Annotated in this window: 24 protein-coding genes and 1 pseudogene; 16 read left to right on the top strand and 9 right to left on the bottom strand. The window is 64.8% G+C overall.

Going from position 1 to position 24,734, the window contains the following annotated elements:
• Positions 1-2 precede the first annotated feature (2 nt).
• The 11 genes from urtE to IVB19_RS33140 all read left to right on the top strand — a co-directional run bounded on the left by urtE (position 3) and on the right by IVB19_RS33140 (position 9,071).
• Positions 3-698, top strand: a complete 696-nt coding sequence (gene urtE, locus IVB19_RS33190; RefSeq protein WP_007599806.1) for an urea ABC transporter ATP-binding subunit UrtE — start codon at positions 3-5, stop codon at positions 696-698.
• 30 nt (positions 699-728) lie between these two features.
• Positions 729-1,559 carry an urease accessory protein UreD gene (locus IVB19_RS33185; RefSeq protein WP_018454668.1) on the top strand — a complete coding sequence of 277 codons (831 nt, stop codon included), beginning with the start codon at positions 729-731 and terminating at the stop codon, positions 1,557-1,559.
• 24 nt (positions 1,560-1,583) lie between these two features.
• Positions 1,584-1,886, top strand: coding sequence for an urease subunit gamma (locus IVB19_RS33180; RefSeq protein WP_018454667.1), 303 nt, complete (start codon positions 1,584-1,586; stop codon positions 1,884-1,886).
• Positions 1,887-1,895: 9 nt separating this feature from the next.
• The gene (locus IVB19_RS33175; protein ID WP_007599812.1) at positions 1,896-2,201 is read left to right on the top strand and encodes an urease subunit beta; all 306 of its coding nucleotides are present in this window, start codon (positions 1,896-1,898) and stop codon (positions 2,199-2,201) included.
• 57 nt (positions 2,202-2,258) lie between these two features.
• Entirely contained in the window at positions 2,259-2,798 is a 540-nt protein-coding gene (locus IVB19_RS33170) for an HD domain-containing protein (protein ID WP_026232787.1), read from the top strand.
• 37 nt (positions 2,799-2,835) lie between these two features.
• Complete coding sequence (gene ureC, locus IVB19_RS33165; RefSeq protein WP_018454665.1) at positions 2,836-4,551, top strand: urease subunit alpha; 1,716 nt, start codon at positions 2,836-2,838, stop codon at positions 4,549-4,551.
• Positions 4,552-4,693: 142 nt separating this feature from the next.
• Entirely contained in the window at positions 4,694-4,993 is a 300-nt protein-coding gene (locus IVB19_RS33160; RefSeq protein WP_007599815.1) for a putative quinol monooxygenase, read from the top strand.
• Between the two features lie 14 nt (positions 4,994-5,007).
• Positions 5,008-5,625, top strand: coding sequence for an urease accessory protein UreE (locus tag IVB19_RS33155; RefSeq protein ID WP_018454664.1), 618 nt, complete (start codon positions 5,008-5,010; stop codon positions 5,623-5,625).
• Complete coding sequence (locus IVB19_RS33150; RefSeq protein ID WP_018454663.1) at positions 5,606-6,334, top strand: urease accessory protein UreF; 729 nt, start codon at positions 5,606-5,608, stop codon at positions 6,332-6,334. Before IVB19_RS33155 ends, IVB19_RS33150 begins: the two co-directional genes overlap by 20 nt.
• A gap of 158 nt (positions 6,335-6,492) precedes the next feature.
• A complete protein-coding gene (ureG, locus tag IVB19_RS33145; protein WP_026232785.1) occupies positions 6,493-7,116 on the top strand; it encodes an urease accessory protein UreG in 624 nt (207 codons plus the stop codon).
• Between the two features lie 296 nt (positions 7,117-7,412).
• The gene (locus tag IVB19_RS33140) at positions 7,413-9,071 is read left to right on the top strand and encodes a CHASE domain-containing protein (RefSeq protein WP_018454661.1); all 1,659 of its coding nucleotides are present in this window, start codon (positions 7,413-7,415) and stop codon (positions 9,069-9,071) included.
• 7 nt (positions 9,072-9,078) lie between these two features.
• On the opposite strand, the gene IVB19_RS33135 is transcribed toward IVB19_RS33140, so the two are convergent.
• The 5 genes from IVB19_RS33135 to IVB19_RS33115 all read right to left on the bottom strand — a co-directional run bounded on the left by IVB19_RS33135 (position 9,079) and on the right by IVB19_RS33115 (position 13,189).
• Entirely contained in the window at positions 9,079-9,708 is a 630-nt protein-coding gene (locus IVB19_RS33135; RefSeq protein WP_026232784.1) for a TetR/AcrR family transcriptional regulator, read from the bottom strand.
• A 67-nt stretch (positions 9,709-9,775) separates the two neighbouring features.
• Complete coding sequence (locus IVB19_RS33130) at positions 9,776-10,918, bottom strand: OpgC domain-containing protein (RefSeq protein WP_247820772.1); 1,143 nt, start codon at positions 10,916-10,918, stop codon at positions 9,776-9,778.
• Between the two features lie 176 nt (positions 10,919-11,094).
• Positions 11,095-11,550: a hypothetical protein gene (locus IVB19_RS33125; RefSeq protein ID WP_018454658.1), complete on the bottom strand. Its 456-nt coding sequence runs from the start codon at positions 11,548-11,550 to the stop codon at positions 11,095-11,097.
• A gap of 76 nt (positions 11,551-11,626) precedes the next feature.
• Positions 11,627-11,998, bottom strand: a complete 372-nt coding sequence (locus IVB19_RS33120) for an ElaB/YgaM/YqjD family protein (protein ID WP_026232783.1) — start codon at positions 11,996-11,998, stop codon at positions 11,627-11,629.
• A gap of 78 nt (positions 11,999-12,076) precedes the next feature.
• Complete coding sequence (locus IVB19_RS33115) at positions 12,077-13,189, bottom strand: AI-2E family transporter (RefSeq protein WP_026232782.1); 1,113 nt, start codon at positions 13,187-13,189, stop codon at positions 12,077-12,079.
• Positions 13,190-13,399: 210 nt separating this feature from the next.
• On the opposite strand from IVB19_RS33115, the gene IVB19_RS33110 reads away from it, so the two are divergent.
• On the top strand, positions 13,400-14,218 hold the full coding sequence (locus IVB19_RS33110) for a L,D-transpeptidase (protein ID WP_204513289.1): 819 nt from the start codon (positions 13,400-13,402) through the stop codon (positions 14,216-14,218).
• Positions 14,219-14,235: 17 nt separating this feature from the next.
• Positions 14,236-14,889: a DUF2865 domain-containing protein gene (locus IVB19_RS33105; RefSeq protein WP_018454654.1), complete on the top strand. Its 654-nt coding sequence runs from the start codon at positions 14,236-14,238 to the stop codon at positions 14,887-14,889.
• Between the two features lie 48 nt (positions 14,890-14,937).
• Here IVB19_RS33105 and IVB19_RS33100 read toward each other — a convergent pair.
• Positions 14,938-17,027: pseudogene (locus tag IVB19_RS33100) on the bottom strand (methyl-accepting chemotaxis protein).
• Positions 17,028-17,300: 273 nt separating this feature from the next.
• Between IVB19_RS33100 and IVB19_RS33095 the strand changes: the two are divergent.
• A complete protein-coding gene (locus tag IVB19_RS33095) occupies positions 17,301-17,456 on the top strand; it encodes a Thivi_2564 family membrane protein (RefSeq protein ID WP_007599832.1) in 156 nt (51 codons plus the stop codon).
• Positions 17,457-17,554: 98 nt separating this feature from the next.
• Here the strand turns inward: IVB19_RS33095 and IVB19_RS33090 are convergent, their stop codons facing one another.
• The 3 genes from IVB19_RS33090 to cysD all read right to left on the bottom strand — a co-directional run bounded on the left by IVB19_RS33090 (position 17,555) and on the right by cysD (position 22,745).
• Positions 17,555-19,720: a malate synthase G gene (locus IVB19_RS33090; RefSeq protein WP_018454653.1), complete on the bottom strand. Its 2,166-nt coding sequence runs from the start codon at positions 19,718-19,720 to the stop codon at positions 17,555-17,557.
• 294 nt (positions 19,721-20,014) lie between these two features.
• Complete coding sequence (gene cysN, locus IVB19_RS33085) at positions 20,015-21,931, bottom strand: sulfate adenylyltransferase subunit CysN (RefSeq protein WP_018454652.1); 1,917 nt, start codon at positions 21,929-21,931, stop codon at positions 20,015-20,017.
• Positions 21,932-21,950: 19 nt separating this feature from the next.
• Positions 21,951-22,745 carry a sulfate adenylyltransferase subunit CysD gene (gene cysD / locus IVB19_RS33080; protein WP_026232781.1) on the bottom strand — a complete coding sequence of 265 codons (795 nt, stop codon included), beginning with the start codon at positions 22,743-22,745 and terminating at the stop codon, positions 21,951-21,953.
• Positions 22,746-22,990: 245 nt separating this feature from the next.
• Here cysD and cysG point away from each other — a divergent pair, with 245 nt between their 5' ends.
• The gene (gene cysG, locus IVB19_RS33075; RefSeq protein ID WP_247820771.1) at positions 22,991-24,415 is read left to right on the top strand and encodes a siroheme synthase CysG; all 1,425 of its coding nucleotides are present in this window, start codon (positions 22,991-22,993) and stop codon (positions 24,413-24,415) included.
• Positions 24,412-24,729, top strand: a complete 318-nt coding sequence (locus IVB19_RS33070; RefSeq protein ID WP_007599842.1) for a DUF2849 domain-containing protein — start codon at positions 24,412-24,414, stop codon at positions 24,727-24,729. The genes cysG and IVB19_RS33070 overlap by 4 nt, the downstream gene beginning before the upstream one ends.
• Positions 24,730-24,734: the final 5 nt, after the last annotated feature.

Here is a 24,734-nt window from a genome sequence, read left to right as displayed (position 1 = left end):
CGATGCTTGAGGTCAAGGACATCAACCTGTTCTACGGCGCGGCGCAGGCACTACGCGGCGTGTCGATTGCGGCCGAGCCCGGCAAGGTCACCTGCGTGCTCGGGCGCAACGGCGTCGGCAAGACCTCGCTCCTGCGTGCCATGGTCGGGCAGTACCCGATCTCCTCGGGCGCCATCGTGCTCGACGGCAACGATATCACGGGCCTGAAACCCTATGAGCGCGCGCGCAAGGGTATCGGCTTCGTGCCGCAGGGGCGCGAGATATTTCCGCTTCTGACGGTCGAGGAGAATCTCAAGACCGGCTTCGGGCCGCTCAGGCGCGAGGACAAGCACATTCCGGACGACGTGTACTCCCTGTTTCCGGTGCTGCAATCCATGCTCGGACGGCGTGGCGGCGATCTCTCCGGCGGCCAGCAGCAACAGCTCGCGATCGGGCGCGCGCTGGTGATGCGGCCGAAGCTGCTGCTGCTCGACGAGCCGACCGAGGGCATCCAGCCCTCGATCATCAAGGACATCGGCCGTGCCATCTCGTACCTGCGCAATCTCGGCAACATCGCCATCGTGCTGGTCGAACAATATCTCGACTTTGCCTGCGAACTCGGCGACAGTTTTGCGGTGATGGATCGCGGCGCGGTGAAGTTCACCTGCGACCGCTCCAATCTCGACGCGAGCGAAATCAGCCGCCAGATGGCGCTGTAGGCCATTCTGCCGCGACCGGCTGGGGGGCGGATGCGCAGCGACGTTCTAACGGCATCTTCGGTGTTCGACGCCAACCGTGCCCGCGGCGCGGTGCGCTTCGACGTCCACGCGCGCGACGGTGTGACACGTCGCGGGATATTGCATGAGTCCGGCTCCCTGCGCGTGCGCTTCCCTTCGCCGGAGGACGAGGGGCTCTCCGGCGTGTTCGTCAACACGGCCGGTGGTGTCGCCGGCGGCGATCGCTTCGACATCGAGATCGCTGCCGCAGATGGTTCGAAGCTGACGCTGACGACGGCGGCCGCGGAAAAGGTCTATCGCGCGCCCGGTCAGGCGGCGGAGCTCAATATCGCACTGAACGTTGCCGCAGGCGCACATCTCGGCTGGCTGCCGCAGGAGACGATCCTGTTCGACCGCGCGCGCGTGCGTCGTCGCTTCGACATAGACCTCGATGCGACTGCCTCGCTCCTGCTGTGCGAGATCGTGGTGTTCGGCCGTACCGCGATGGGCGAACGGATGGAGCAGGGTGAGTTCGTCGATCGCTGGCGGCTGCGTCGCGGCGGCAAGCTAGTGTTCGCCGAGACCGTCAGGCTCGACGGCAATATTGGCGCAAAGCTTGCGCGATCGGCGGTGGCCAGGGGCGGCGCTGCGATTGGCACGGCGCTGATCGTGCCCGGCGACGAGGCCCTGATCGAGCGCATCCGCGAGGCCTCGGAATCCTTCGCCAGCGAGGTCGGGATATCCGCCTGGAATGGCTTTGCAATGGCGCGGTTCTGTGCCCAAGATGCGGCGCGTCTGCGCGCAGACATGATGACCGTGCTGGCGCGCACCGGCGCGGCGCTGCCGCGGCTCTGGTTGAATTGACGAAGTGAACGGAAGAGATTTCGTATGAACCTGTCTCCTCGCGAAAAGGACAAGCTTCTGATCTCGATGGCGGCGATCGTGGCCCGCCGCCGGCTGGATCGCGGCGTCAAGCTCAACCATCCGGAGGCGATCGCGCTCATCTCCGATTTCATCCTCGAAGGCGCGCGGGATGGCCGCACCGTCGCCGAGTTGATGCAATCGGGTGCGCAGGTTCTCACCCGCGACCAGGTGATGCCGGGCATTCCCGAGATGATCCACGACATCCAGGTCGAGGCGACGTTTCCGGACGGGACCAAGCTCGTCACTGTGCACGAGCCGATCAGGTAGGAGCGAAGCATGATCCCCGGCGAACTCTTCATCCAGGACGGCGAGATCGAGCTCAACGCCGGCCGCAAGACGGTGACGCTGACGGTCGCCAACACCGGCGACCGCCCGATCCAGGTCGGCTCGCACTACCATTTCTTCGAGACCAACCCGGCCCTGAAGTTCGACCGCAAGAAGGCCCGCGGCATGCGCCTCGACATCGCCGCCGGCACCGCGGTCCGCTTCGAGCCCGGCCAGACCCGCGACGTCCAACTCGTCGCGGTGGCCGGCAAGAAGACCATCTACGGCTTCCGCGGCGACGTGATGGGGAAGCTGTGAATTCCACAGGAACGAGCGTGGCGCGGCATGGTTGAGGCGACAACGGAGGACTTTGCCATGCTGTCACCTGTCCGCCTCGTCTCCGAAGCCGCCGAACTCGCCGCGCGCCGTCACAACGGCATGGCGCGCAAGGGCCGCGGTCATGAGCCTTACATCAACCACCTCGCCGAGGTCGCGAACCTGCTTGCGACCGCGACCGACGGCGCCGACGCCGAACTGGTTGCAGCCGGCTGGCTGCATGATGCGATCGAGGACACCGACACCACGCGCGAGGAGCTCGCGCAAAAATTCTCCGACCGTGTCGCGTCGCTTGTCGACGAGTGCACCGACGATATGAGCCTGTCGAAGCCGGAGCGGCGGCGGCGTCAGGTGCTCGACGCACCGAAAAAATCGGCTGGCGCCAGGCTGATCAAGATCGCCGACAAGATCAGCAATATCGGCGCGCGCGTACATTCGGATCCGACGGCCGAGGAACGTGACGATCTCGTCGATTATACCGACTGGGCCGAACAGGTTGTCGCTGGTTGCCGCGGCGGTAACTCTTGGCTCGATACGACCTTCGACGACATGGTGCTCACAGCGAGAACCTCTCTGTGAGCACCGATCCAGAATTCAAACGCAAACGGGGCTTGTGATGTCCGTCAAAATAAAGCGTTCCGTCTATGCCGACATGTTCGGCCCGACCACCGGCGACAAGGTGCGGCTGGCCGACACGGATCTCATCATCGAGGTCGAGAAGGACTTCACCAGCTACGGCGAGGAAGTGAAGTTCGGCGGCGGCAAGGTGATCCGCGACGGCATGGGCCAGTCGCAGGTCACCAACAGGCAGGGCGCGGCCGACACAGTCATCACCAATGCGCTGATCGTCGATCACTGGGGCATCGTGAAGGCCGACGTCGCGATCAAGGACGGCATGATCGCCGGCATCGGCAAGGCCGGCAATCCCGACATCCAGCCCGGTGTCACCATCATCATCGGCCCCGGCACGGACGTGATCGCGGGTGAAGGCAAGATCCTCACCGCGGGCGGCTTCGACAGCCACATCCATTTCATCTGTCCGCAGCAGATCGAGCACGCGCTGATGTCGGGCGTCACCTCGATGCTAGGGGGCGGCACCGGCCCCTCGCACGGCACGTTCGCCACCACCTGCACGCCGGGGCCGTGGCACATGGGGCGGATGATCCAATCGTTCGACGCATTCCCGGTCAATCTCGGCGTCTCCGGCAAGGGCAACGCCTCGCGGCCCGCCGCGCTGGTCGAGATGATCAAGGCCGGCGCCTGTGCGCTGAAGCTGCACGAAGACTGGGGCACCACGCCTGCCGCGATCGACAATTGCCTGTCGGTCGCCGACGACTACGACATCCAGGTGATGATCCACACCGACACGCTCAACGAATCCGGCTTCGTCGAGGATACGATCAAGGCGTTCAAAGGCCGCACCATCCACGCCTTCCACACCGAGGGCGCCGGCGGCGGTCACGCCCCCGATATCATCAAGGTCGCAGGGCTGAAGAACGTGCTGCCGTCCTCGACCAACCCGACGCGGCCCTTCACGCGCAACACCATCGACGAGCATCTGGACATGCTGATGGTGTGCCACCACCTCGATCCCTCGATCGCGGAAGACCTGGCGTTCGCCGAAAGCCGCATTCGCAAGGAGACCATCGCGGCCGAGGACATCCTGCATGATCTCGGCGCGCTCTCGATGATCTCCTCGGACTCCCAGGCCATGGGCCGCCTCGGCGAGGTCATCATCCGGACCTGGCAGACCGCCGACAAGATGAAGAAGCAGCGCGGTTCGCTGCCGCAGGACAAGGGCAAGGACAACGACAATTTCCGCGTCAAGCGCTACATCGCCAAATACACGATCAATCCCGCGATCGCCCATGGCGTTTCGAAGCTGATCGGCTCGGTGGAGAAGGGCAAGCTCGCCGATCTCGTGCTGTGGTCGCCGGCCTTCTTCGGCGTCAAGCCGGATTGCGTCGTCAAGGGCGGCATGATCGTCGCCGCTCCCATGGGCGATCCCAACGCCTCGATCCCGACCCCGCAGCCGGTGCATTATCAGCCGATGTTCGGCGCCTTCGGCAAGGCGCGCACCGCGTCCTCGGTGGTGTTCACCTCGAAGGCCGCCATCACCGGCGGCCTCGCGCGTAAGCTCGGCATCGACAAGAAGCTCTATGCGGTCCAGAACACCCGCGGAAAAATCTCGAAGAAAAGCATGATCCACAACGACGCCACGCCCAATATCGAGGTCGATCCTGAGACCTATGAGGTCCGCGCCGACGGCGAGCTTTTGACCTGCGCCCCCGCCGAGGTGCTGCCGATGGCGCAGCGATATTTCATGTACTGAAATAGCGCCTCAACGCATGTCCCAGGACCATGTCCTGGTCGCATATCCGGGAGCGGCTTTTCCGGGTTTTGCGTTCGATCCCGCCTGGTCTAAGGTCCCGCCCGGTATCTGAAGCCCAGAAGAAAAGCCGGGAGGATTTCTCGTGATCTACGTCGTCGCCACCTTGACCATCAAGCCTGAAACGCGCGCCGAATTCATTGCAGCCGCCACCGCCTGCATCAAGGAGACGCGGAAAGAGCCCGGCAATATCGCCTATGATCTGCATGAGAGCGTCACCGATCCCGCCAAGATGGTGTTCGTCGAGCAGTGGGAGAATGCCGAGGCGCTGGTGCCGCATCGCGCCATGGAGCACATGAAGACGTTCGGCCGCGTCGCGGTGAAGTGTTTTACGGCGCCGCCGAAGATCGAAGTGATCACGCCCGAGAAGGTCGAGACACGGTAACGGGGTAAACGCGGATGATCCGGGCGACGCAGGTCAGGGGACAACACCGCTTCGCGGAAGCGCCGGCGGATACGGTCGTGCTCGATTTCGACGATCGGCACCGCCGCCGCATGGCAATGACGGGGACGCGGGGACTCGAGTTCCTGCTCGACCTGGAGAATGCCGTCGCGCTGCGCGGCGGCGATGCGCTGGTGTTGGAGGACGGCCGGCTGGTCGAGGTGGTCGCTGCGCCCGAGCCGCTGCTCGAGATCCGCGGCCACGATCCGCACCACCTTATTCGTGTCGGCTGGCATCTCGGCAATCGCCATCTGCCGACGCAGATCATGGCCAAGAGCCTGCGCATCCGCCGCGACCACGTCATCGAAGCCATGGTGAAGGGCCTCGGCGCGCGCGTGATCGAGATCGAGGCGCCGTTCGATCCCGAAGGCGGCGCCTATGCGGATGCCGGACATGCGCATGGACACGACGACCACGCGCATCACGATCACGGCCACGATGATCATCACGGTCATGATCACCATCATGATCATGCCGCACATGGCGACGGTCACGATCACCATCACCACCACGACGAGCATTGCGATCACCCGGACCATCACCACGGCCACAAGCATGCTCATGACCACAAATGAGCCGGTCGCGGCCCGCGACCTCGCGGAGTGCGAGGCGGCGGCGCTGTACCGGTTGATGACCTGGCTGTCGCCGGCGTTTCCCGTCGGGGGCTTTTCCTACTCCAGCGGCATCGAATGGGCGGTCGAAGCCGGTGACATCAACGACACCGCGTCGCTGGCGGACTGGCTCGATGCGATGCTTCGCGATGGCTCTGGCTTCTGCGATGCGACGTTTCTGGTCCACGCCTATCGCGCCACTGAAGCGGGCGAGGGCGACACCTTGGGCGATATCGCCGAGCTCGCCGCGGCCTTCGTGCCGTCGCGCGAGCGGCAGCTGGAGACGACATCGCAGGGCCGTGCCTTCATCGACATCGCCCGCGCCGCGTGGGATGCAGACGGGCTGGATGCGATGGTTGCGGCATGCCGTACGCCACTGGTCTATCCCGTTGCCGTTGGCGTGGTCGCTGCGATGCACGGCGTGCCGCTGGCGCCGACGCTGCACGCCTTCCTGCATGCGCTGGTCTCGAACTGGATTTCCGCGGCCAGCCGGCTCATTCCGCTCGGCCAGACCGACAGCCAGCGCGTGCTGGTGAGGCTGGAAGCCGCGGTTGCCGCGACGGCGAATCGTGCGCTGAATGCGACATTGGACGATGTCGGCGGCGCGACGTTCCGCGCCGACCTCGCCAGCGTGCGGCACGAGACGCAATATACGCGGCTGTTCAGATCTTGAGCGGGTTCGTCGCTTTCACTGTCGTCCTGGCGAAAGCCAGGACCCATAACCACGGGTGCGCGTGGTTATGCACAGATGTGGCTGCAGCGTGCCGTGACAATCGGATTCAGTGGTAACGGGTCCTGGCTTTCGCCAGGACGACGATAGGAAAAAAAGCAATGGCTACATCTCACGGCCCCTTGCGTGTCGGCATCGGCGGTCCGGTCGGATCGGGCAAGACTGCGCTGATGGACCTGCTCTGCAAGACCATGCGCGAGCGCTACGACATCGCCGCGATCACCAACGACATCTACACCAAATGGGATGCGGAATTCCTGGTACGCTCGGGCTCGCTGACGCCGGATCGCATTGCCGGGGTCGAGACCGGCGGCTGCCCGCACACCGCGATCCGCGAGGACGCCTCGATGAATCTCGCCGCGGTGGCGGATATGCGCGCCAAGTTTCCCGGACTCGATCTCGTGCTGATCGAATCCGGCGGTGATAACCTCGCTGCCACTTTTTCCCCGGAGCTCGCCGATCTCACCATTTACGTCATCGACGTGGCGGCCGGCGACAAGATCCCGTCCAAGGGCGGCCCCGGCATCACCCGGTCCGACCTCCTTGTCATCAACAAGATCGACTTGGCGCCCCATGTCGGCGCCTCCCTGGAAAAGATGGAGACGGACGCCAGGCGGATGCGCGGCGAGCGGCCGTTCGTCATGACCAACCTGAAAAAGAGCCAGGGGCTGGACCGCATCATCGGCTTCATTGAGGCCAAAGGCGGCTTGAAACGGGCCGGCTGACCGGCGCGACGACCTAACGCAGGCGTTTCCCCCGTTAACACCGTGGGCAGAGCCGTGTCCGCGGAACAAATTTCGGTCACGGCAATTGATTACCTCCGGTGCCCGGAGCAAATCCAACTCGGCCGGACCATCGGCGGGCCGATTTAAGCTTCTCAGGCGACCAAGTTGCGTACCGATGCCTCCTCCTTCATTATCTCGGCGATTGGGGTTCACCCTGTTTCGGCACGTGCCCGTTCGAGCGGCGTCCATATGCTCCGTATTTATTGCCGACCTCCTGCTTTCGCCTGAGTAGTCGCGTGGTCCGGCTGGGTTTCATCATCGGCTTCATTGCTCTTCTCGGGGCCTTGCTCTCCGGGCTTGCGGCTTATCGCGTCCACGACCAGGAGCTGGCGCTGGACCGGATCGCGCTGGCGCGCGCGATCGATGTCCATGCGAGCCTGGTCCAGGACCGGCTCACCGAGCGCGAACTGCTCGCGCGGGTTGCCTCCGGCCTGTTCCGGGCGCCGTCGGTGCTCAAGCCCAACATGCTCGAGCCGCTGCGCTCGGCCATCTACGCCTTCAAGACCGATTTCGTGGTGGCGGGCTGGGTCGCCCGCCTGAAGCCGAACGAGCTTGCCGCAGCACAAGCCGCGATCGCGAGCGCCGGCTTCCCCAATCCGCGAATCCGCAGCTATGAGGACAAGCCGATCGATCCGGCAGGTGTCACCCAGCCGATCGATGTGCTGATGGATCTCGAGCCGCGCAGCAACGAGACCAAGGGGCTGCCCGGCCGCAGTTACGACCAGGATCAGGTGCGCGGCGCCATGCTGGCGCGCGCCAGAGTGGAGAAGAGGTCGGTTGCCTCAGAACCGGTTGCCCTCCTGCGTGGCGACGGGTCGATCGGCATCATTGTGGCGGCTCCCGTCATCCCGGAGGGCGCGACGGAGCCGGCGGGCTTCATCACATTTTCCTATGAGCTCTCTTCCCTGATGCTGACCAACGACGACATGTCGTTGTTCGCGGTTGCGCTGAAGGATCCGCGCCGGGAGGGTGGCGAGTTGGTCGCCAACGATCAAGGCGTGGTCTCGGCCCGCCCGACAGCGGCCGATGGGCCGGCGCCGTCGGCGACGCGCACGGTGAGCTTCGGTGGTCGCGACTGGCAGCTCGGCTATTACGCCAAGACCAATTCGGCGCGCCGCGCCGAGCAGACTGCGATCATCGTGGCGGCGATCGGCCTTGCGATCACCGCGATGGTGTGCGGCCTGTTCGGCTATGTCGCCTACAACAATTTGCGGCTCAGCCGGGAAATCCAGGTCAGAATCGGCTTCGAGCGCCGGCTGACGGCTGTCATCGACGAGCTCAACCATCGGGTCAAAAACATCCTGGCGGTGATCCAGTCGATCGTGACCCGCACGCTGCGCCATGGCTCCGACATCGATGTCGCGCGCGAGCTCCTGATCGGCCGCATCCACGCCATGTCCAACGTCGTCTCGCTGCTCAGCGAGAGCCAGTGGCAGGGTGTCAAGCTGAAGGGCCTGTTCGAGGCGCGCGCCATCCCGCATGCCGACCGCATTGCCGTCACCGGTCCTGATATCGCAGTCAGCGCGCGCGCGGCGCAGAGTCTGTCGCTGCTGTTCTTCGAGCTCGCCTCGCACTCCGACGAGGGCCTGTCGCTTGTCGGCAAGCATCCGCACATCACTGCCAATTGGACGGTGACGAACGAGGGGTCCGGCGAGGTCTTCTATTTCCGCTGGGAGGAGTTCAACACCAGCGAAGCGACGCGCCGCCCCGATTCCGACTTCGGCCTGATCCTGCTCGACCGCGTCGCGCCCGAGGCGCTCGGCGGCACCGCCAAGCGCTATTTCACCGATGTCTCCTATGTCTACGAGCTGACCGCGCCGATGGAGACGGTCGAGGACATGACCGAGCGCGACCGCACCGACAAGCTGTCAGCACCGATCCGGCCTGCGCGGTAATTCGAGGCTAGCTCTTCGGCCGCAGCACGAGGTCAACCAGGGTCCGCGCGTAGGCCGGCGTGATCGGCGCGATGCCGAAGACGTAGCGGTAGAACAGGCTGCCATAGATCGCGTCGTAGAGATCCTGGGGCGGTGCTTCCGCCAGAATGCTGCCGTCGTTCTGGCCCGCGGCGATCATCTCGATCAGCGCGTCGCGGCGGAATTGCAGGTAGCGGGCGTAGAACAGCTCCGCCGAGCCGGTCTTGGAGATGCATTCGGAGATGACGGCGAGCTGGACCTTGCCGAACTCGCCCTGGAGGGCTTCGGCATAGGCGGCGGCATGGCGGCGTGCGCGCGCGGCGGGGCTGCCCGAGCTTGCATGCGGCAGCGGCAGCATCTGCGCGGCATGGTGAAGAAAGGCGTCGATCAGCAAGGCTTCGCGCGACGGCCACCATTTGTAGATCGTCATCTTGGAGACGCTGGAGTGGCGCGCGATCGCGTCAATGGTGGTGGCGGCAAGGCCGGTAGTGGCCATCAGCGCATAGGCGCTTTGGAGAATGGCGTTGGTGGTCTCGATCGACCTTGGCCGGCCGCGCCGGGGCGCGCCGTCGGCTCCCTCATCCCCGCCATTCGCCATCACCACGCCCGGCCTCCCCATGCAATCCGCTGCCGCTCCGCATAGCCCAGCCGTAATGGCCGGCCTAGGGGAATCGGAAGGTGCCGGGTTAGGCCTGTTGCCGCAAGGCCGCGGGCAGGTCCTGCCGCTTCGACCAGGCGATGTAATATGCGACCGCGGCCATCGCCGCGAAGCCGGCCAGGCTCACGGCAATCTGCATCACCACCAAATTGGCGCCGGTGATCAGGATGAGATGGCCGGCAAACGACAGGAACACGCCGACGCAGAACACCGCGAGCCATTCCTCGCCGCATCTGATCACCGCCTGAAGCGGCTTCAGTCGCAGGCCGGGATGATCGGCCGGGACGAAATATGTCGCGAGGAAAGCGAGCGCGAGGAAGTGGACCACGCGATAGGGGGCGAGGTCTTCCTTGTCGGTCGGCGTGATGGTGTTGAGCGCGATATCCGGCAAATAGGCCGCTAGCGTCGGCGAGTGTCGCATCAGCGTGATTGCCATCGCGAATACGAGATAGGCGCCTGCGAGCACGCGCAGCCAGGACAGGCCATGCAGCGCGCGGCCCGACGTGCCGGTCACGGCAAACCAGCCGCCCAGCACCATCAGCATCTGCCAGCAGAACGGGTTGAAGGTCCACTCCTGGTCCGGATAAACCCGGAAATTCCAGCCGAACCAGCGCGCCGCAACGTACAGCGCGACCGACGCCGCCAGCGTCAGGTTCGGACGCCGCAACAGCCCCCACAGCGCGAGTGGAAGGAGGGCCATCAGCGGGACCATCAGCTGAAGAAGATCGAGGTTCAGCGGCTCTTCCTGAAGCACCAGTCCGCGTATCAGGATCCGCAGCGGATGCTCGATGATGCCCGAGATGTTGTATTCGTTGATGATCTCGGGCGCCATCGATTGCGAGGCGACATAGGCGATGGCGTCGATGTAGATCACGAACAGGACGACATAGGCGGCGTAGAGCCGCCACATGCGCTGGAAGATGCGCGTCGCCGCGACGACGTAGCCGCGCTCCAGGGCGATCTTGCCGTGAATGATGGCCATGCCATAGCCGGCCACGAACACGAACAAGTCTGCGGCGCCGCTGAAGCCGAAATTGCGCAGCGTCAGCAAATTGACGACGTTGTTCGGGATGTGGTCGACGAAAACCGACCAGTTGGCGATACCGAGCGTCAAATAGAGCCGGGGGTCGTGTTGAAATGCGGCGAGGTTCGCCTGGACGGACGGTTTCATCGAAAAAATGGCTTTTGGAATCAGGGGCGCTGCTTTTAGCGGCAACCGCCTGCCTATCCGAGTAGCGTTTGCGTGATGGCGCAGGCAAACGGCGCGAAATTGGCGCGGGGCCGCCGGTGCCGATTGGATAGGCGCGTTCGCGGGACCCGTGACGAAATTTTCTAACCCGGTAGCTGCTACTCGGCAGGCTCAGCCGAGGCCTCGTCGGGTACGCCGGCGCGGCTCGCCATGAGTCCGAGGGCGACGCCGCCGATCGCCAGGATCGGCAACAGCCGCTTGATCCCGATGGCGCGAACGATCTGGAGACCGGTGGCGAGCAGCATGGGGTCCGCGAGCATGCTCGAGGCCGCCGATTTCGTGGCGCGCTCGGCCGCGATATGAGCTTGCTTGCGCAGCTGCCGTTTGTAGACCCAATAGCTCACCGCCGCGGTGAGGGTCAGCAGAAAGAAAATGCCCGCACCGGCGAGGCAGGCCTGCACCGGACCATATTTGTTGAGCACCGAAATGAATGCCGCCGCGCACAGGAAGCACGTGGTGATGAAGAGTGCGAACGCCGCGCCTGCTGCCAGCGAGGTCAGCCGCACAGTGGTGCCGGTGGATGCGCTGATCCCGTCGATGATGCGCTGAAACATGGTCTTGCTCCTCAGATCCCCACAAGCCGGCACCGGCGGCGCCGCTGCGCCACCGTCTCGATACCCGTTCGCGATCTCAGCGACGCCAGACCGCGCCGATCAGGAAGCCGATGCCGAGCGCAAGCCCGACGGTCGCGAGCGGCCGCTGCGTGATCGCGTCCTCCAGCGTCTCCTCGATCGAGCCGTAGGCCTCCTGTGCCGCGCCCATCATCGCGCTGCCGCGTTCCGACATGTCGTCGATCGCGGAATCCACGTTTTCGCGCGCTTGGCTATAGCCGCGGCGGGCTTGCTTGCTGGAGGAGTTGGCAAAAGTATTGAGCGCGTCGGTGATCTGATCAGTGAGGGCGGCGATATCGCTTTTCACGGCTGCTACATCCTTCTCGAGGCGTTCTCTGGTGGCTTTGTCGGTCCAGTCTCTCATCCCGGCTTCGGCATTGGTGGTGGACATCAGGGGCTCCGGGCTGTTGACGGTTGAGACAGCCGGGAAACGTTTCGTCGTGGTGTAAGTTCCGTTCACGGAAACCGGTCAGTCCTGCGGGAGCTGCGGCGAATCCTCAGGCAACAGATGCTCCTTCAGGATCAGGGCGACGATCAGCAGCGGCGACGACAGGAACGCGCCCATCGGGCCCCACAGCCAGGTCCAGAACGCCAGCGCCAGCAGCACCGCGAGCGCATTGAGCGCCAGCCGCCGGCCGATGATGGTCGGCGTGACGAAATGTCCCTCCAGGAAGGTGATGCCGCCAAAGGCGAGCGCCGCCATCAGGCCGCCGCTGACGGTCGGGAAGGTGACCAGCCCCACCACGACCAGAATGGCGAACATGGCCACCGGTCCGATGATCGGAATGAAATTGAGGGTGGCCGCCAGCGCGCCGAGGCCAGCCGGATTGGGCATTCCGGTGAGGGCGCAGACGATTCCGGCGGCGACGCCGACGCCGACGTTGATCAGGGTCACAGTCAAAAGGTAGTTGCCGAGATGGACCTCGATCTCGTTGAGGATGCGAAGCGTGCGCAGCCGTGCGTCGTGATCGCTGAAGGTCATGATCATTGCCCGTCGCAGGTCGCGCCAGCTGGCGATGAACAGGATCAGGGTGACGAAGAACAGCAGGAATTCGGTAAAGGTCGGTGACAGGAATTCAATCGTTGGCTGCACCCACTCGAATTTCGGCATCTGGAAGCTTGGCAATCCCTCCGAGCCGCCGAGCATCGTCTGCAGCTCTCGCCACAGCGCCAGCGGCCGGTCGAACACGTGGACCTTGTCTTTCAACTGCGCGCCGAGTTCGGGCAGGCGCGAGCTCCATTCCATCGCCGGCGAGGCGATCAGCGCGACGATGAAGCCGACCACGGCGGTCACCGCGAACACGATCAAGACGGCGGCAAGCCCGCGCGGCACTTTCCGGTACTCCAGAAAGGTCGCTGCCGGCGAGAGCATCGTGCCGGTGACGAACGCCATCACGACAGGCAAAAAGAACGCCTTTCCGACATAGAGCACCGCGACGATTGCGATGAGGAGCAGTCCGGCGAGCGAGAAGGCGACGAGTTCGGTGCGGCGGATCACCGGCGGGAGTTCGCCGTGGCTCTCGGGAAGCGGAGTGCCTTCGCCATTGCCGGGAGTCATACGTTCACTGGGAAGGACGCGCACAATACCTCTCCGGCACGGAGACTTCAGTCCTCGCGCCCATGACCAGGGGAGAACGTCCTCGCGCCCTGCGGGTTCCATCGCGGCTTCGCGAAGAAGCGCTCGCTTGACTCTGACGTCGCTGCTGCATCCCGCCGCGGAACTTGTAGCGGTTGGACCGCGTTGAACAAACCAGCGCATCACCCTGATGCAGGCATCCACACGGGGCAGCACATGACGAAGTTCTCTGCAGTCCGACGCCGCTTATCGCAGCGCCGCATCACCGCTTTTGCCTTTGCAACCGCTTTGCTGGCAGTGCCGTTCGGCGCCGCAAGCGCACAGACGCTGGGCTACACCTATCCGCAAGATCAGGCTTACCCGCAGGACCAGGGCTATTCGCAGGGTTATGCGAGCCCAAGCTATGCGAACCAGGGCTATGCGAACCAAGGCTATGCAAGTCAGAACGCGCAAGCGCCCGACGAGGATGCCGCGCTGCCAGATCGCCTGCGCAGGCAGATTGTCAGCTTCGACCGCAGCGAGCCGGCCGGCACCATCGTCATCGATACCAACAATACTTACCTTTACTATGTGCTCGGCCAGGGCCGCGCGATCCGTTATGGCGTCGGCGTCGGCCGCGAGGGCTTCACCTGGTCGGGCGTGCAGAGCGTCAGCCGCAAGGCGGAGTGGCCGGACTGGCATCCGCCGGCTGAGATGATCGCGCGCCAACCCTATCTGCCCCGCTTCGTCGCTGGTGGCCCCGGCAATCCGCTCGGCGCGCGTGCGATGTATCTCGGGTCGAGCGAATACCGCATCCATGGCACCAACGATCCCACCACGATCGGGAAGTTCGTTTCGTCCGGTTGCATCCGCATGACCAATGAGGATGTCACCGACCTGTTCGGCCGTGTCAATGTCGGCGCCAAGGTGGTCGTGCTACCGAAGAACGCGCCGCTGATGGCGAAAGGCAGTGATTCCGTGCGCAAGCGCCCAGCCGTGACCGCGCTGCCCTCAGGCCGGCAGGCGCTGAACATTTCGAATTCGGCCGTGAACTAAGGGTCGAGTGAGGTCACATGAAGAGACGTTCGATCGGCAAACTCGCCGGGGGCGCGGCGGCGTTCGTCGCCATTGCCTCCTTCGGCCTCGCGCTGACGCCATCCGCCCATGCGGAGGACTTTTTCTCGGCGCTGTTCGGCGGCTTCCGCGGACGGCCGGCGCCCGAGATTCGCATGCCTTTCCAGACCGATGACACGCCGCGCTACGACCCGCCGCGCCAGCGGGCCTCCTACGGTGGCGGCACGGCCTATTGCGTGCGCGGCTGCGACGGACGTTATTTCCCGGCGCAGGGAAACGATTCCGAGAGCAAGGCGCAATCCTGCAAGAGCTTCTGCCCGGCCTCGGAGACCTCGCTGGTCTATGGCGGCAACATCGACGACGCGACGACGGATAAGGGGAAATCCTATTCCGACCTGCCTAACGCGTTCCGCTATCGCAATGAGATTGTCGCAGGCTGTACCTGCAACGGCAAGGATCCGGTCGGGCTCGCTCAGGTCAAGGTCGACGACGATCCCACCTTGCGCAAGGGCGACATCGTCGCGGGCGCGGACGGCCTGGTGGTCGCCAGCCGCAATGCCAACGACCGCCGCGGCGTCGCGATGAATTTCTCGCCGCTGCCCGACTCGGTTCGCGCAAGATTCCGCCAGGTGCCGGTGGTGGCGAAGGAATAGGCCTCAACGTCGTCCTGGCATTCGCCAGGACGACACCAAGAGTGTGGGCTATGCCGCCCGGATCTTGCCGAGGAAGTCGCTGACGTCATGGCCGAGCTGGCGGCTCTGGCTCTCCAGCATCTCGGAGGCGTGTTTCACGTTGTCGGCGGCAGCGGCAGCAGCGTCTGCATCGGATTTGACGCCGGTGATGTTGTCCGAGACGTTCTTGGTGCCCTGCGCCGCAAACTGGGTGCTGCGGGTGATCTCTTGGGTGGCCGCTCCCTGCTCCTGCACGGCGGCGGCGATTGCGGTCGCGACCTCGTTCACTTCGCCGATGATGCCGCCGATGGTCTGGATGGCGCTGATGGCGTCGGCCGCGACCTTCTGGATGTCGATCTGCTCGGAGATCTCCTCGGTCGCCTTCGCCGTCTGGCTCGCCAGCGACTTCACCTCGGAGGCGACCACGGCAAAGCCGCGACCGGCCTCGCCGGCGCGGGCCGCCTCGATCGTGGCGTTAAGCGCGAGCAAATTGGTCTGCTGCGCAATGGTGTTGATCAGGCCGACGACCTCGCCGATGCGGCCGGCCGACTTTTGAAGTCCCTGCACGTGCCGTCGGTCTCGCGCGCCTGGGTCACGGCGCGGCTGGCGATGCCCGCGGCATGCGCGGCCTGCTGACTGATGTCGTTGATCGAGGCGCTCAGCTCTTCGGCGGCGGCGGCGACGCTGTCGACGCTCATGGAGGCGTCATTGGAGGCCTTGCCGGCGATCTGCACGCGGTCGTTGGTCTGCCGCGACACCGCGGAGAGATCGCCCGAGGTCTTGCGCATCTCGCCAGAGGCTTCGCTCAATTCGCCGAGCGTTTTGCGCACCGCGCCCTCGAACTCGCCGACATAGGTCTCGACCGCGCGCTGGCGCGCGGAGGCGCCCGCATTGCGTTCGCGCTCCTGCGCCTCGATCGTGAGCTTGTCGTTGGCCTGCTGCTTGAAGGTCTCCAGCGCGCCGGCAAGCGCGCCGATCTCGTCGTTGCGGTCGAGATAGCCGCTATCGACGGCAAGGTCGCCGCCGGCGACCTTCAGCATGGCGTCCCGGATGGTGTTGAGCGGAGTGATGACGCGGCGGCTGACCAGCATGATCGCGCCGACGGCAAGCCCCACGGCGAGCGCCAGCAGCGTAAGCTGCACGATCAGTGCGCGCTGTGCGGCGCCGCGCTGCTCCTGCGTGTGGATCTTGGCAGCATCGAGCGCACCTTCTGCCACTGTGACGGCGCTCGCCATACGGGCGACCGTGAGCGGGCTCCATTGGTTCGCCGTCATCTCGGGCTTCTCACCCTTGACCAGCGCGTCCGTGAGACGGTCGCGCAAGGCCAGATATTGCGGCTCGAAATACGAGGTCTTGGCGGAGGCCATCGCGGAGGCGAGCCCCGACGGCAACTGCATGCCGGACGTCGACAGCTCCAGCGCCTTCCACATCGCGCTCGTGCCGCCGACATGTTGGGTATAGGCGTAGCGGCCCTCCGTCGTGATCTTGCCGGCGGCCAGCCCGGTCGAGACGATCAGCGATGCTTCGCCTGCGGTGTTGCGGAGCAGCCAGGCGTTCTGCTTGATCGACAGCAGCTGGTCGATCGCGGCGTCCAGGTGATTGACCGTGGCGGCCAACGTGTTCGAGAGCTTGTCGAGCGTGTCGAGCAGGCCCTGCGTTGTCTCCATATATTCCTTGGGCAGACCGGCGCGGCGTTGGTCCTTCGGCTTGGCTACATCCTCCCAGAACTGCTTCTGCTCCTCGATCAGCAGCTTGTAGAGGCGCGCAAGCTCCGGTACCAGCGTGCCTGATTGCGGAAAGTCCATGGCCGGCAGCAGCTCGATCGCGCGCGCCATGGCGGGCATTTGGGCATCGCGCAGCGCGCGCAGATATTTCTCGATCTCGCCGTCCATCGGCTCGGTCGCATTCAGGAGGCGGACCGTGGTCGAGCGGTCGGTGCGCAGATTGTGCATCGCCTTGAACAGATCGGCGGACGTGTCGGCGATCTGCGAGATGCGGTTGGCGGTCTTCAGGCGATCCCAGGACTCGTAGGCGGTGAGCGAGAGCGCGATCACCACGCAGATCGACGTGATCGCGATCACCGCCTTCAGCAGCGCGGATACGGTCAGACGATTCAGCATCGAAGTCCCCCAATTCCCAATACAAAGTTCGTAAAGGCGCCCCGGCAACAGCAGAAAAAGGGGCCCGTCAGACAAGGCAATCGCATGCCGTTTGCGGCTCAGGGCCCAAACGGTTTCCGCATCTGAAAGGAAAAGGGTAAAGTTTTCAGCAGGCCGGCTGATCGTAGAAGTACGTATTTACTAGAAGTTGCAAAGGGTTGCGTCGATGGAACCAAGCCACGAGCTGCGCGTTAGGAGACTGTCAGCAATTTTGCCTAAAGGGGGGTCCTAGCGATGCTGGTCGGCGTACTCGTCACCTTTCTCGTCGTCATTCTCGTACTTTACCTCATCAACATGCTGCCGATGGACGGCCGCGCCAAGCAGATCGCGCGCGTCGTCGTCATCATCATCGGCATCGTCTCGCTGCTGAAATATCTGGCAGTGTTTTAGCCGGGCGCTTAGCTAGCGCAACGAAAAAGCCCCGGCGCGAGCCGGGGCTTTTGGTGTTCTAGTCGGGTCGGCAGGCCGCCTTGTCAGCCAGGGCGTTGTCAGCCAAGGGCTTTGGCCTCGCGGCGGCGGGCGGTGAGGATGTATTCGGTGTAGCCGTTCGGCTGCTCGCGTCCCTTGAAGATGAGGTCGCTGGCCGCCTTGAAGGCTGTGCCGTCGAAGGCGGGCGCCATCGGCTTGTAGATGGGATCGCCCGCATTCTGCTTGTCGACGACCACCGCCATGCGCTTGAGCGATTCCATCACCTGCGCCTCGGTGATCACGCCCTGGTGCAGCCAGTTGGCGAGGTGCTGGCTGGAGATGCGCAAGGTGGCACGGTCTTCCATCAGGCCGACGTCGTGGATGTCAGGCACCTTCGAGCAGCCGACGCCCTGGTCGATCCAGCGCACGACATAGCCCAGAATGCCCTGGCAGTTGTTGTCGATCTCCTGCTTGACGTCGTCGGGCGCCCAGTTCGACTTCGACACGGGGATGGTGAGGATGTCTTCGAGCTTTGCCCGTGGGCCGCCCTTGGCGAGCTCCTGCTGGCGCGCGGTGACGTTGACCTGGTGGTAGTGCAGCGCGTGCAGCGTCGCGGCGGTCGGCGAGGGCACCCAGGCGGTGATAGCACCGGCCTGCGGATGGGCGAGCTTCTGCGCCAGCATGTCCGCCATCTTGTCCGGCGCGGCCCACATGCCCTTGCCGATCTGGGCATGGCCGGGCAGGCCACAGGTCAGGCCCATATCGACGTTCCAGTCCTCATAGGACTTGATCCAGGGCTGCGCCTTCATCTCGTTCTTGCGGATCATCGGACCCGCCTCCATCGAGGTGTGGATCTCGTCGCCGGTGCGGTCGAGGAAGCCGGTGTTGATGAACATGATGCGCTTGGAGGCGCGCTGGATGCAGGCCTTGAGGTTGACGGTGGTGCGCCGCTCCTCGTCCATGATGCCGACCTTGAGCGTGTTCTCGGGCAGCGACAGCATCTTCTCGACGCGGTCGAAGATCTCGCAGGTCAGCGACACCTCGTCGGGGCCGTGCATCTTCGGCTTGACGATATAGGCCGAGCCGGTGCGGCTGTTCTTGACCTTGGAGTTGCCTTTCAGATCATGGACAGCAAGAAGCCCGGAGACGGCGGCGTCGAGCAAGCCTTCCGGAATCTCCTCGCCCTTGTCGTCCAGCACCGCGTCGGTGAACATGTGGTGACCGCAATTGCGCATCAGCAGCAGGCTGCGGCCGTGCAATTTCACTTCGCCTTTGCCGTCAGGCATCTTGTAGCTGCGGTCGGCATTGAGCGAGCGCGTCAGCGTCTTGCCGCCCTTCTCGAAATCGGCCGACAGCGTGCCGTTCATCAGGCCGAGCGTGTTGCGATAGACCAGCACCTTGTCCTCGGCATCGACGGCAGCGACCGAGTCTTCCATGTCGAGAATCGTGGAGACGGCGGACTCCATGACCATGTCCGCGACGCCGCCCGGATCGTCCTTGCCGATCGCGCTGGTGCGGTCGATTTTTACCTCGACGTGCAGGCCGTTGTTGACGAGCAGTACCGCGCTCGGTGCGGCTGCGTCGCCCTGGAAGCCTGCGAATTGCGCGGCGTTCTTCAGGGCGGTGGCGTTGCCGCTCTTCAGCTTCACCGCGAGCTGGCCCGCGACCACGCTATAGGCGGTGACGTCGGTGTGACTGCCGGTCGCCAGCGGCACGGCGGCATCGAGGAACGCTTTTGCCTTGGCGATCACCTTGTCGCCGCGCGCCTTGTTGTAGCCCTTGCCGCTCTCGGATGGATCGTGCGGGATCGCGTCGGTGCCGTAGAAGGCGTCATAGAGCGAGCCCCAGCGCGCATTCGCCGCGTTCAGCGCATAGCGTGCGTTGGTCAGCGGCACGACGAGCTGCGGGCCGCAGATCTTGCCGATCTCCTCGTCCACATTGGCGGTCTCGACCTTCTGCGTCGCCGGCTCCGGGAGGAGATAGCCGATCTCCTTCAGGAAGGCGGTATAGGCGTTGAGGTCGAACGCCTTGCCCTTGTTGGCCCGGTGCCAGTCGTCGATCTTGGCCTGCAACGTGTCGCGCACCGCCAGCAGCGCGCGGTTCTTCGGCCCCAGCTCCTTGATGATGGCGGCGAGCCCGGCCCAGAACGCATCCGGCGCGATCCCCGTCTTCGGGGCCGCTTCCTTGGCGATGAAATCGAACAGGACGGGAGCGATCTTCAGTCCGTGGGCGTCGACGCGTTTCATGATGGGCTTTCTTGTTGGAAATGGCTGTTTTTGGCTGCTTTTGACCCGACAGCAGCAAAATGCGCTCCAAGGAGCGGCTTTCGGGGTCTTATTAGCCCCAAAATCGGGGCCGTGAGAAGGCCCCCAAAAGTTGTCAAAATGTCAAGGCGAGGTGGGCGGCCCACGCACGGTGTCATTCCCCGCGAAGGCGGGGAAATCCAGTACGCCGCGGCCTCTCGCCTGAATCACTGCTGTCGGTGGAATGCTGGGTCGCCCGGTCAAGCCGGGCGACGACAGCGGAGCAGCAGCCCGGCTTCAAATATTCGCGGCGAGGTCCACGAGTTCGTCGAACAGCACGCCGGTCGTCTTGAGCATCTGTTCGATCTCGTCCGCCGCCTCGGCGACCGTCCGCGTCGAGGTGTCGATCACGAGCTCGGCGGCCTCGGGCCGCTCGTAGTCGGTGCCGATACCGGTGAACGACGCGAGCGTGCCGGCGCGGGCCTTCTTGTAGTGGCCCTTGGGGTCGCGCTCCTCGCAAATTTCCGCCGGCGTCGCGACGTAGATCTCGCGGAACGACGTGTCGGCGATGCGGCGCGCGGTGGCGCGGTCCTCGCGGGCGGGCGAGACGGCGGCGACAATGGCGATGTGGCCGTTACGGGCGAGATGCGTCGCGACTTCGGCGAGGCGGCGGATGTTCTCGCTGCGATCGGCGGCCGAGAAGCCGAGATCGCTGTTGAGCCCGGCACGCAGCGTGTCGCCGTCGAGCAGGATCGGTGAGCCGCCATTGCTGAACAACCGCCGCTCCAGCGCCTTGGCTAGAGTCGACTTGCCGGAGGCGGGGAGGCCGGTGAGCCAGACCACGGCGCCGTTGTGACGATAGCGCGCGGAGCGTTCGTCGGGCCGCAGCGCGGATTCCACCGGCACGATGTCGACGGGCAAGGCGCGCTGGCCGGCATCGACCGACAGCACGAGACCGCCGCCGGCGATGCGCCCGGACACCTCGATCACGAGACGGCCGGTGCGCGGATTTTCCGTGTAGGGATCGGTGGCAATCGGATTCGAAAGGGATATGTCGATCTCGCCGACATGGTTGCGGCCGATTGCCTTGTTCTCGACGCTCGACAGCTCACCGGGATCGACCGCCTTCTCGATGGCGACGACGGTGGCACGGCTTTCCTTCGGTCCGCAGCGAACCAGGAGCTGGTCGCCCTTGGCCAGCGGCTTGTCGTGCAGCCAGAAGATCCGCGCGCGCAGCCGTCGTGTCTCGCGCGGCGCGCTGTTGGCATGCGCGATGATGTCGCCGCGCTCGAGGAACAGCTCGCGGTCGAGCGTGATGCCGACCGAGCGGCCCGCACCCTGGCGGCCTGCGACCGGCGTCACCGGCCAGCTCTCGACCGTCTTGATTCTGGCGATCTTGCCGGCGGGCATGATCACGATTTCGTCGCCGGCAACCAGGCTGCCGGATTCGATCCGGCCCGCCACGATGCGGCGATCGTCGAATTTGTAGATCGCCTGCACCGGCAGCCGCAGCGCCAGCGCTTCCAGCGGCCGGGCCGGCTCGAGCCGGTCAAGCGCTTCGACCACGGTCGGACCCTTGTACCAGCCGATGCGGTCGGTGCGCTCAGCGACGCCGTCGCCCTCGCGGGCGGAAATCGGGATCACGGCCGTGGGCTTCACACCGAGGCCTTGCAGATGCGCCGAGATCTCGTCGCTGATCTCCTTGAAGCGCGCTGCGGAGAAGTCGACGCGGTCCATCTTGTTGACGACGACCGCGACCTGCTTCACGCCGAGCAGATGCAGGAGATAGCCGTGCCGCCTCGTCTGGTCGCGCACGCCTTCGAGCGCGTCGATGATCAGCACCGCGCCGTCCGCCTGCGAGGCGCCGGTGATCATGTTGCGCAGGAATTCGGCGTGGCCGGGCGCGTCGATCAGTACGATGTCGCGCGAATTGGTGCGGAAGCGGATCTGCGTGGTGTCGATGGTGATGCCCTGGTCGCGCTCGGTCTGGAGCGCGTCGAGCAGAAACGACCATTCGAACGGCATGCCGCGCCGCGCGCTGACGGCCTTGAGCATGTCGAGCTTGCCGTCGGGCAGGCTGCCGGTCTCGTGCAGCAGGCGGCCGACCAGCGTCGACTTGCCGTGGTCGACATGGCCGACGATGACGATGCGGACCTGCGGACGCGTGGTGCCGTTCGGGGTGGCGGGCGATGCGGGGGTGACGATCATGTTCATACGACGCTCGCGTCCTTGATCAGAGATAGCCGGCGACGCGCAGGCGCTCGAAAGCGTCCTCGGTCTCGTGGTCGAGCGCGCGGCCGGAACGTTCCGGCACCTTGGTCTGCTCGAGTTCGATCAGGATCTCGTCGATAGTCGACGCGTTTGAGGCGACCGGATTGGTGATGTCCTGATCGCCCAGCGAGCGATAGCGTTTGCCGTTTTGCGACAGATACAGCGGGATGATCGGGATGTTCTCGCGCTTGGTGTAGGCCCAGATATCGGACTCGGTCCAATGCAGGATCGGATGGATGCGCAAATGCGCGCCCTGCGGCGGCGACGCATTGAAATGATCCCAGAACTCCGGCGGCTGGTCGCGCACGTCCCAATTACCCTCCAAGCCGCGCGGCGAGAACACGCGCTCCTTGGCGCGCGTCGCCTCCTCATCGCGGCGAATGCCGGCGATCAGACCGTCGAAACCGTATTTGGCGAGCGCCATCTTGAGGCCCTCGGTCTTGCGCGCGGCGGAACGGGCGGCGGGCGGCAGCGTTGGGTCGACGGCATCAATCGGCGGGCAGGGCTCGACGCGCAGATCGAGATCCCATTCCTTGCCGTAGTGATCGCGGAAGCGATACATCTCCGGAAACTTCTTGCCGGTGTCGACATGGAGGGCCGGGAACGGCAGACGGCCGAAGAATGCCTTGCGCGCCAGCCAGATCATGACATTGGAGTCCTTGCCGAGCGACCACAGCAGGGCGATCTTCTTGAGGCGGCCGAAGGCTTCGCGGAAGATGTAGATGCTCTGGGCCTCGAGCTGGTCGAGATGGTCCATGCTCGGGGCAAGGTCAGAAGAAAATTCTTGCGCGGGCACGCGCTCGGCGAGAGCGGGGCTGCTCAGCCCGCCAGCAGTGGAATTGTCCTTGAGAAGATGCATCTCTGCCACTTTGCGTTTGGAGGCGAAAATTCTATAGTTGCGGTGCAAGAGAGAAGAAAAAATTTTCTCTTTGCGCGCCTGAAACGACACATATATAGAAAATAATTCCAGTCAACCCCGCATGTGGGGTAAGCGAGTATCGTATGCGGTTCTTGCCCGTGTTCCTCGATCTCAAGGCCGGTCCGGTGGTCCTCATCGGTGCGGGTGAGCTTTTGCGCGCCAAGCTGCGCGTGCTGACCGCTGCCGGTGCGCGCATTCGCGTGCATGCGATCGATGGCAATCACGACCTGGGTCTGAGCTCCCAGGACGCGGCGCGTATCGACATCTCGGCCACCGATCCGCTGACCGCCGATCTCTCGGGAATCATCGCGGTGGTTTGCGCCGGCGCCGGCGATGTCGGCGTGGCGATGTCGGTCCGCGCCAAGGCGCTCGGCCTGCCGGTCAATGTCATGGACGATCTCGAGCATTCGAGCTTCATCTTTCCGGCGATCGTCGATCGCGGCGATGTCGTGGTCGCCGTCGGCACTGGCGGCACGTCGCCGGTGGTGGCGCGGCGCGTGCGCGAGAAGATCGAGGCGCTGCTGCCGGCGCGCATCGGCGAGCTCGCCGAGTTCATCGGCGGCTTCCGCAAATCCATCAACGAACGTATTGCCGAGTTTCCGCTGCGCCGCCGCTTCTGGGAGCGCGTCATCGACGGCCCGATCGGTGCCGCCGTATTGGCCGGCCGCAAAGGCGAGGCGGACGCAGCGCTCAAGGCGATTTCAGATCCATCCGCGTTCGCGCGGGCCGACAAGCCGGAAGGATCCGTCGCGCTGGTCGGCGCCGGGCCTGGCGATCCGGATTTGCTCACCATCAAGGCGTTGCGCGCGCTCCAGGATGCCGACATCGTCTTCCATGACGAGCTGGTCTCGCCTGAAATTCTCGACCGCATCCGCCGTGACACCACGCGCGTGCCGGTCGGCCGCCGCGTCGGCAAGCCCGGCATCGGGCAGGACGCCATCAACAAGCGCATGATCGAGGCCGCGCAATCCGGCCAGCGTGTGGTGCGGCTGAAGGGCGGCGATCCCTTCGTGTTCGGCCGCGGCGGCGAAGAAGTCGAAGCACTTCGTGCCGCCGGCCTTGCCTATTCGATCGTTCCCGGCATCACCGCAGGTCTCGGCGGCGCCGCCGATTTCGAGGTGCCGCTCACCTATCGTCACGAAGCAACGCGCATCACCTTCCTCACCGCGCACAAGGCGCGCGACGCAGAAGTCGTGGACTGGTCGACGCTGACCGACGCCAGGATGACCGTCGTGGTCTACATGGGCATGACGGCTGCGCCGGCCATACGCGCCGGCCTCTTGGCCGCCGGCCGTTCGCCGGAGACGCCGGTCGGCGTATTCGCCCGCGTCACGCGTCCCGATGCGCAAGGCGAGATCGGCACGCTGCGCGATCTGCCCGAACTGGTCCGCCGGACCAACGGCGGTCCCGCCATTCTCATCATCGGCGATGTGGTCCGGCATGCCGGCTCGCTTCGCCGCCAAACCCCAAAGCAAATCATCTCTGACCTATTGGATGCAGCCGAATGACCTCCCCGCTTGAACAGAAGAAGATCAAGATCGCCGGCCCCTCGGTCGTGACCGCCAACCGCACCTGGGACGGCATCGTGGTTTACCGCACCGCCGCCAAGAGCTGGTCCGCGGACCTGTCGGAAGCCGCGATCGTGCGCAACTCCGACGAGGCGAAGGCGTTGCTTGCGGAATCCGTTGCCGATGACGTCGGCGCGATCGGCCCCTATATCGCGCCGGTACAGGTCGGTGCAGACGGCAAGGTCGAACCCGGAAATCTGCGCGAACAGATCCGCCGCACCGGCGTGACCATCGGACAGCCGGTTCAGGTTTAAGGCGC

The organism is Bradyrhizobium sp. 187 (assembly GCF_023101005.1).
Lineage (GTDB): Bacteria > Pseudomonadota > Alphaproteobacteria > Rhizobiales > Xanthobacteraceae > Bradyrhizobium > Bradyrhizobium canariense_D.
This window is presented reverse-complemented; position numbering and strand designations above follow the sequence as displayed.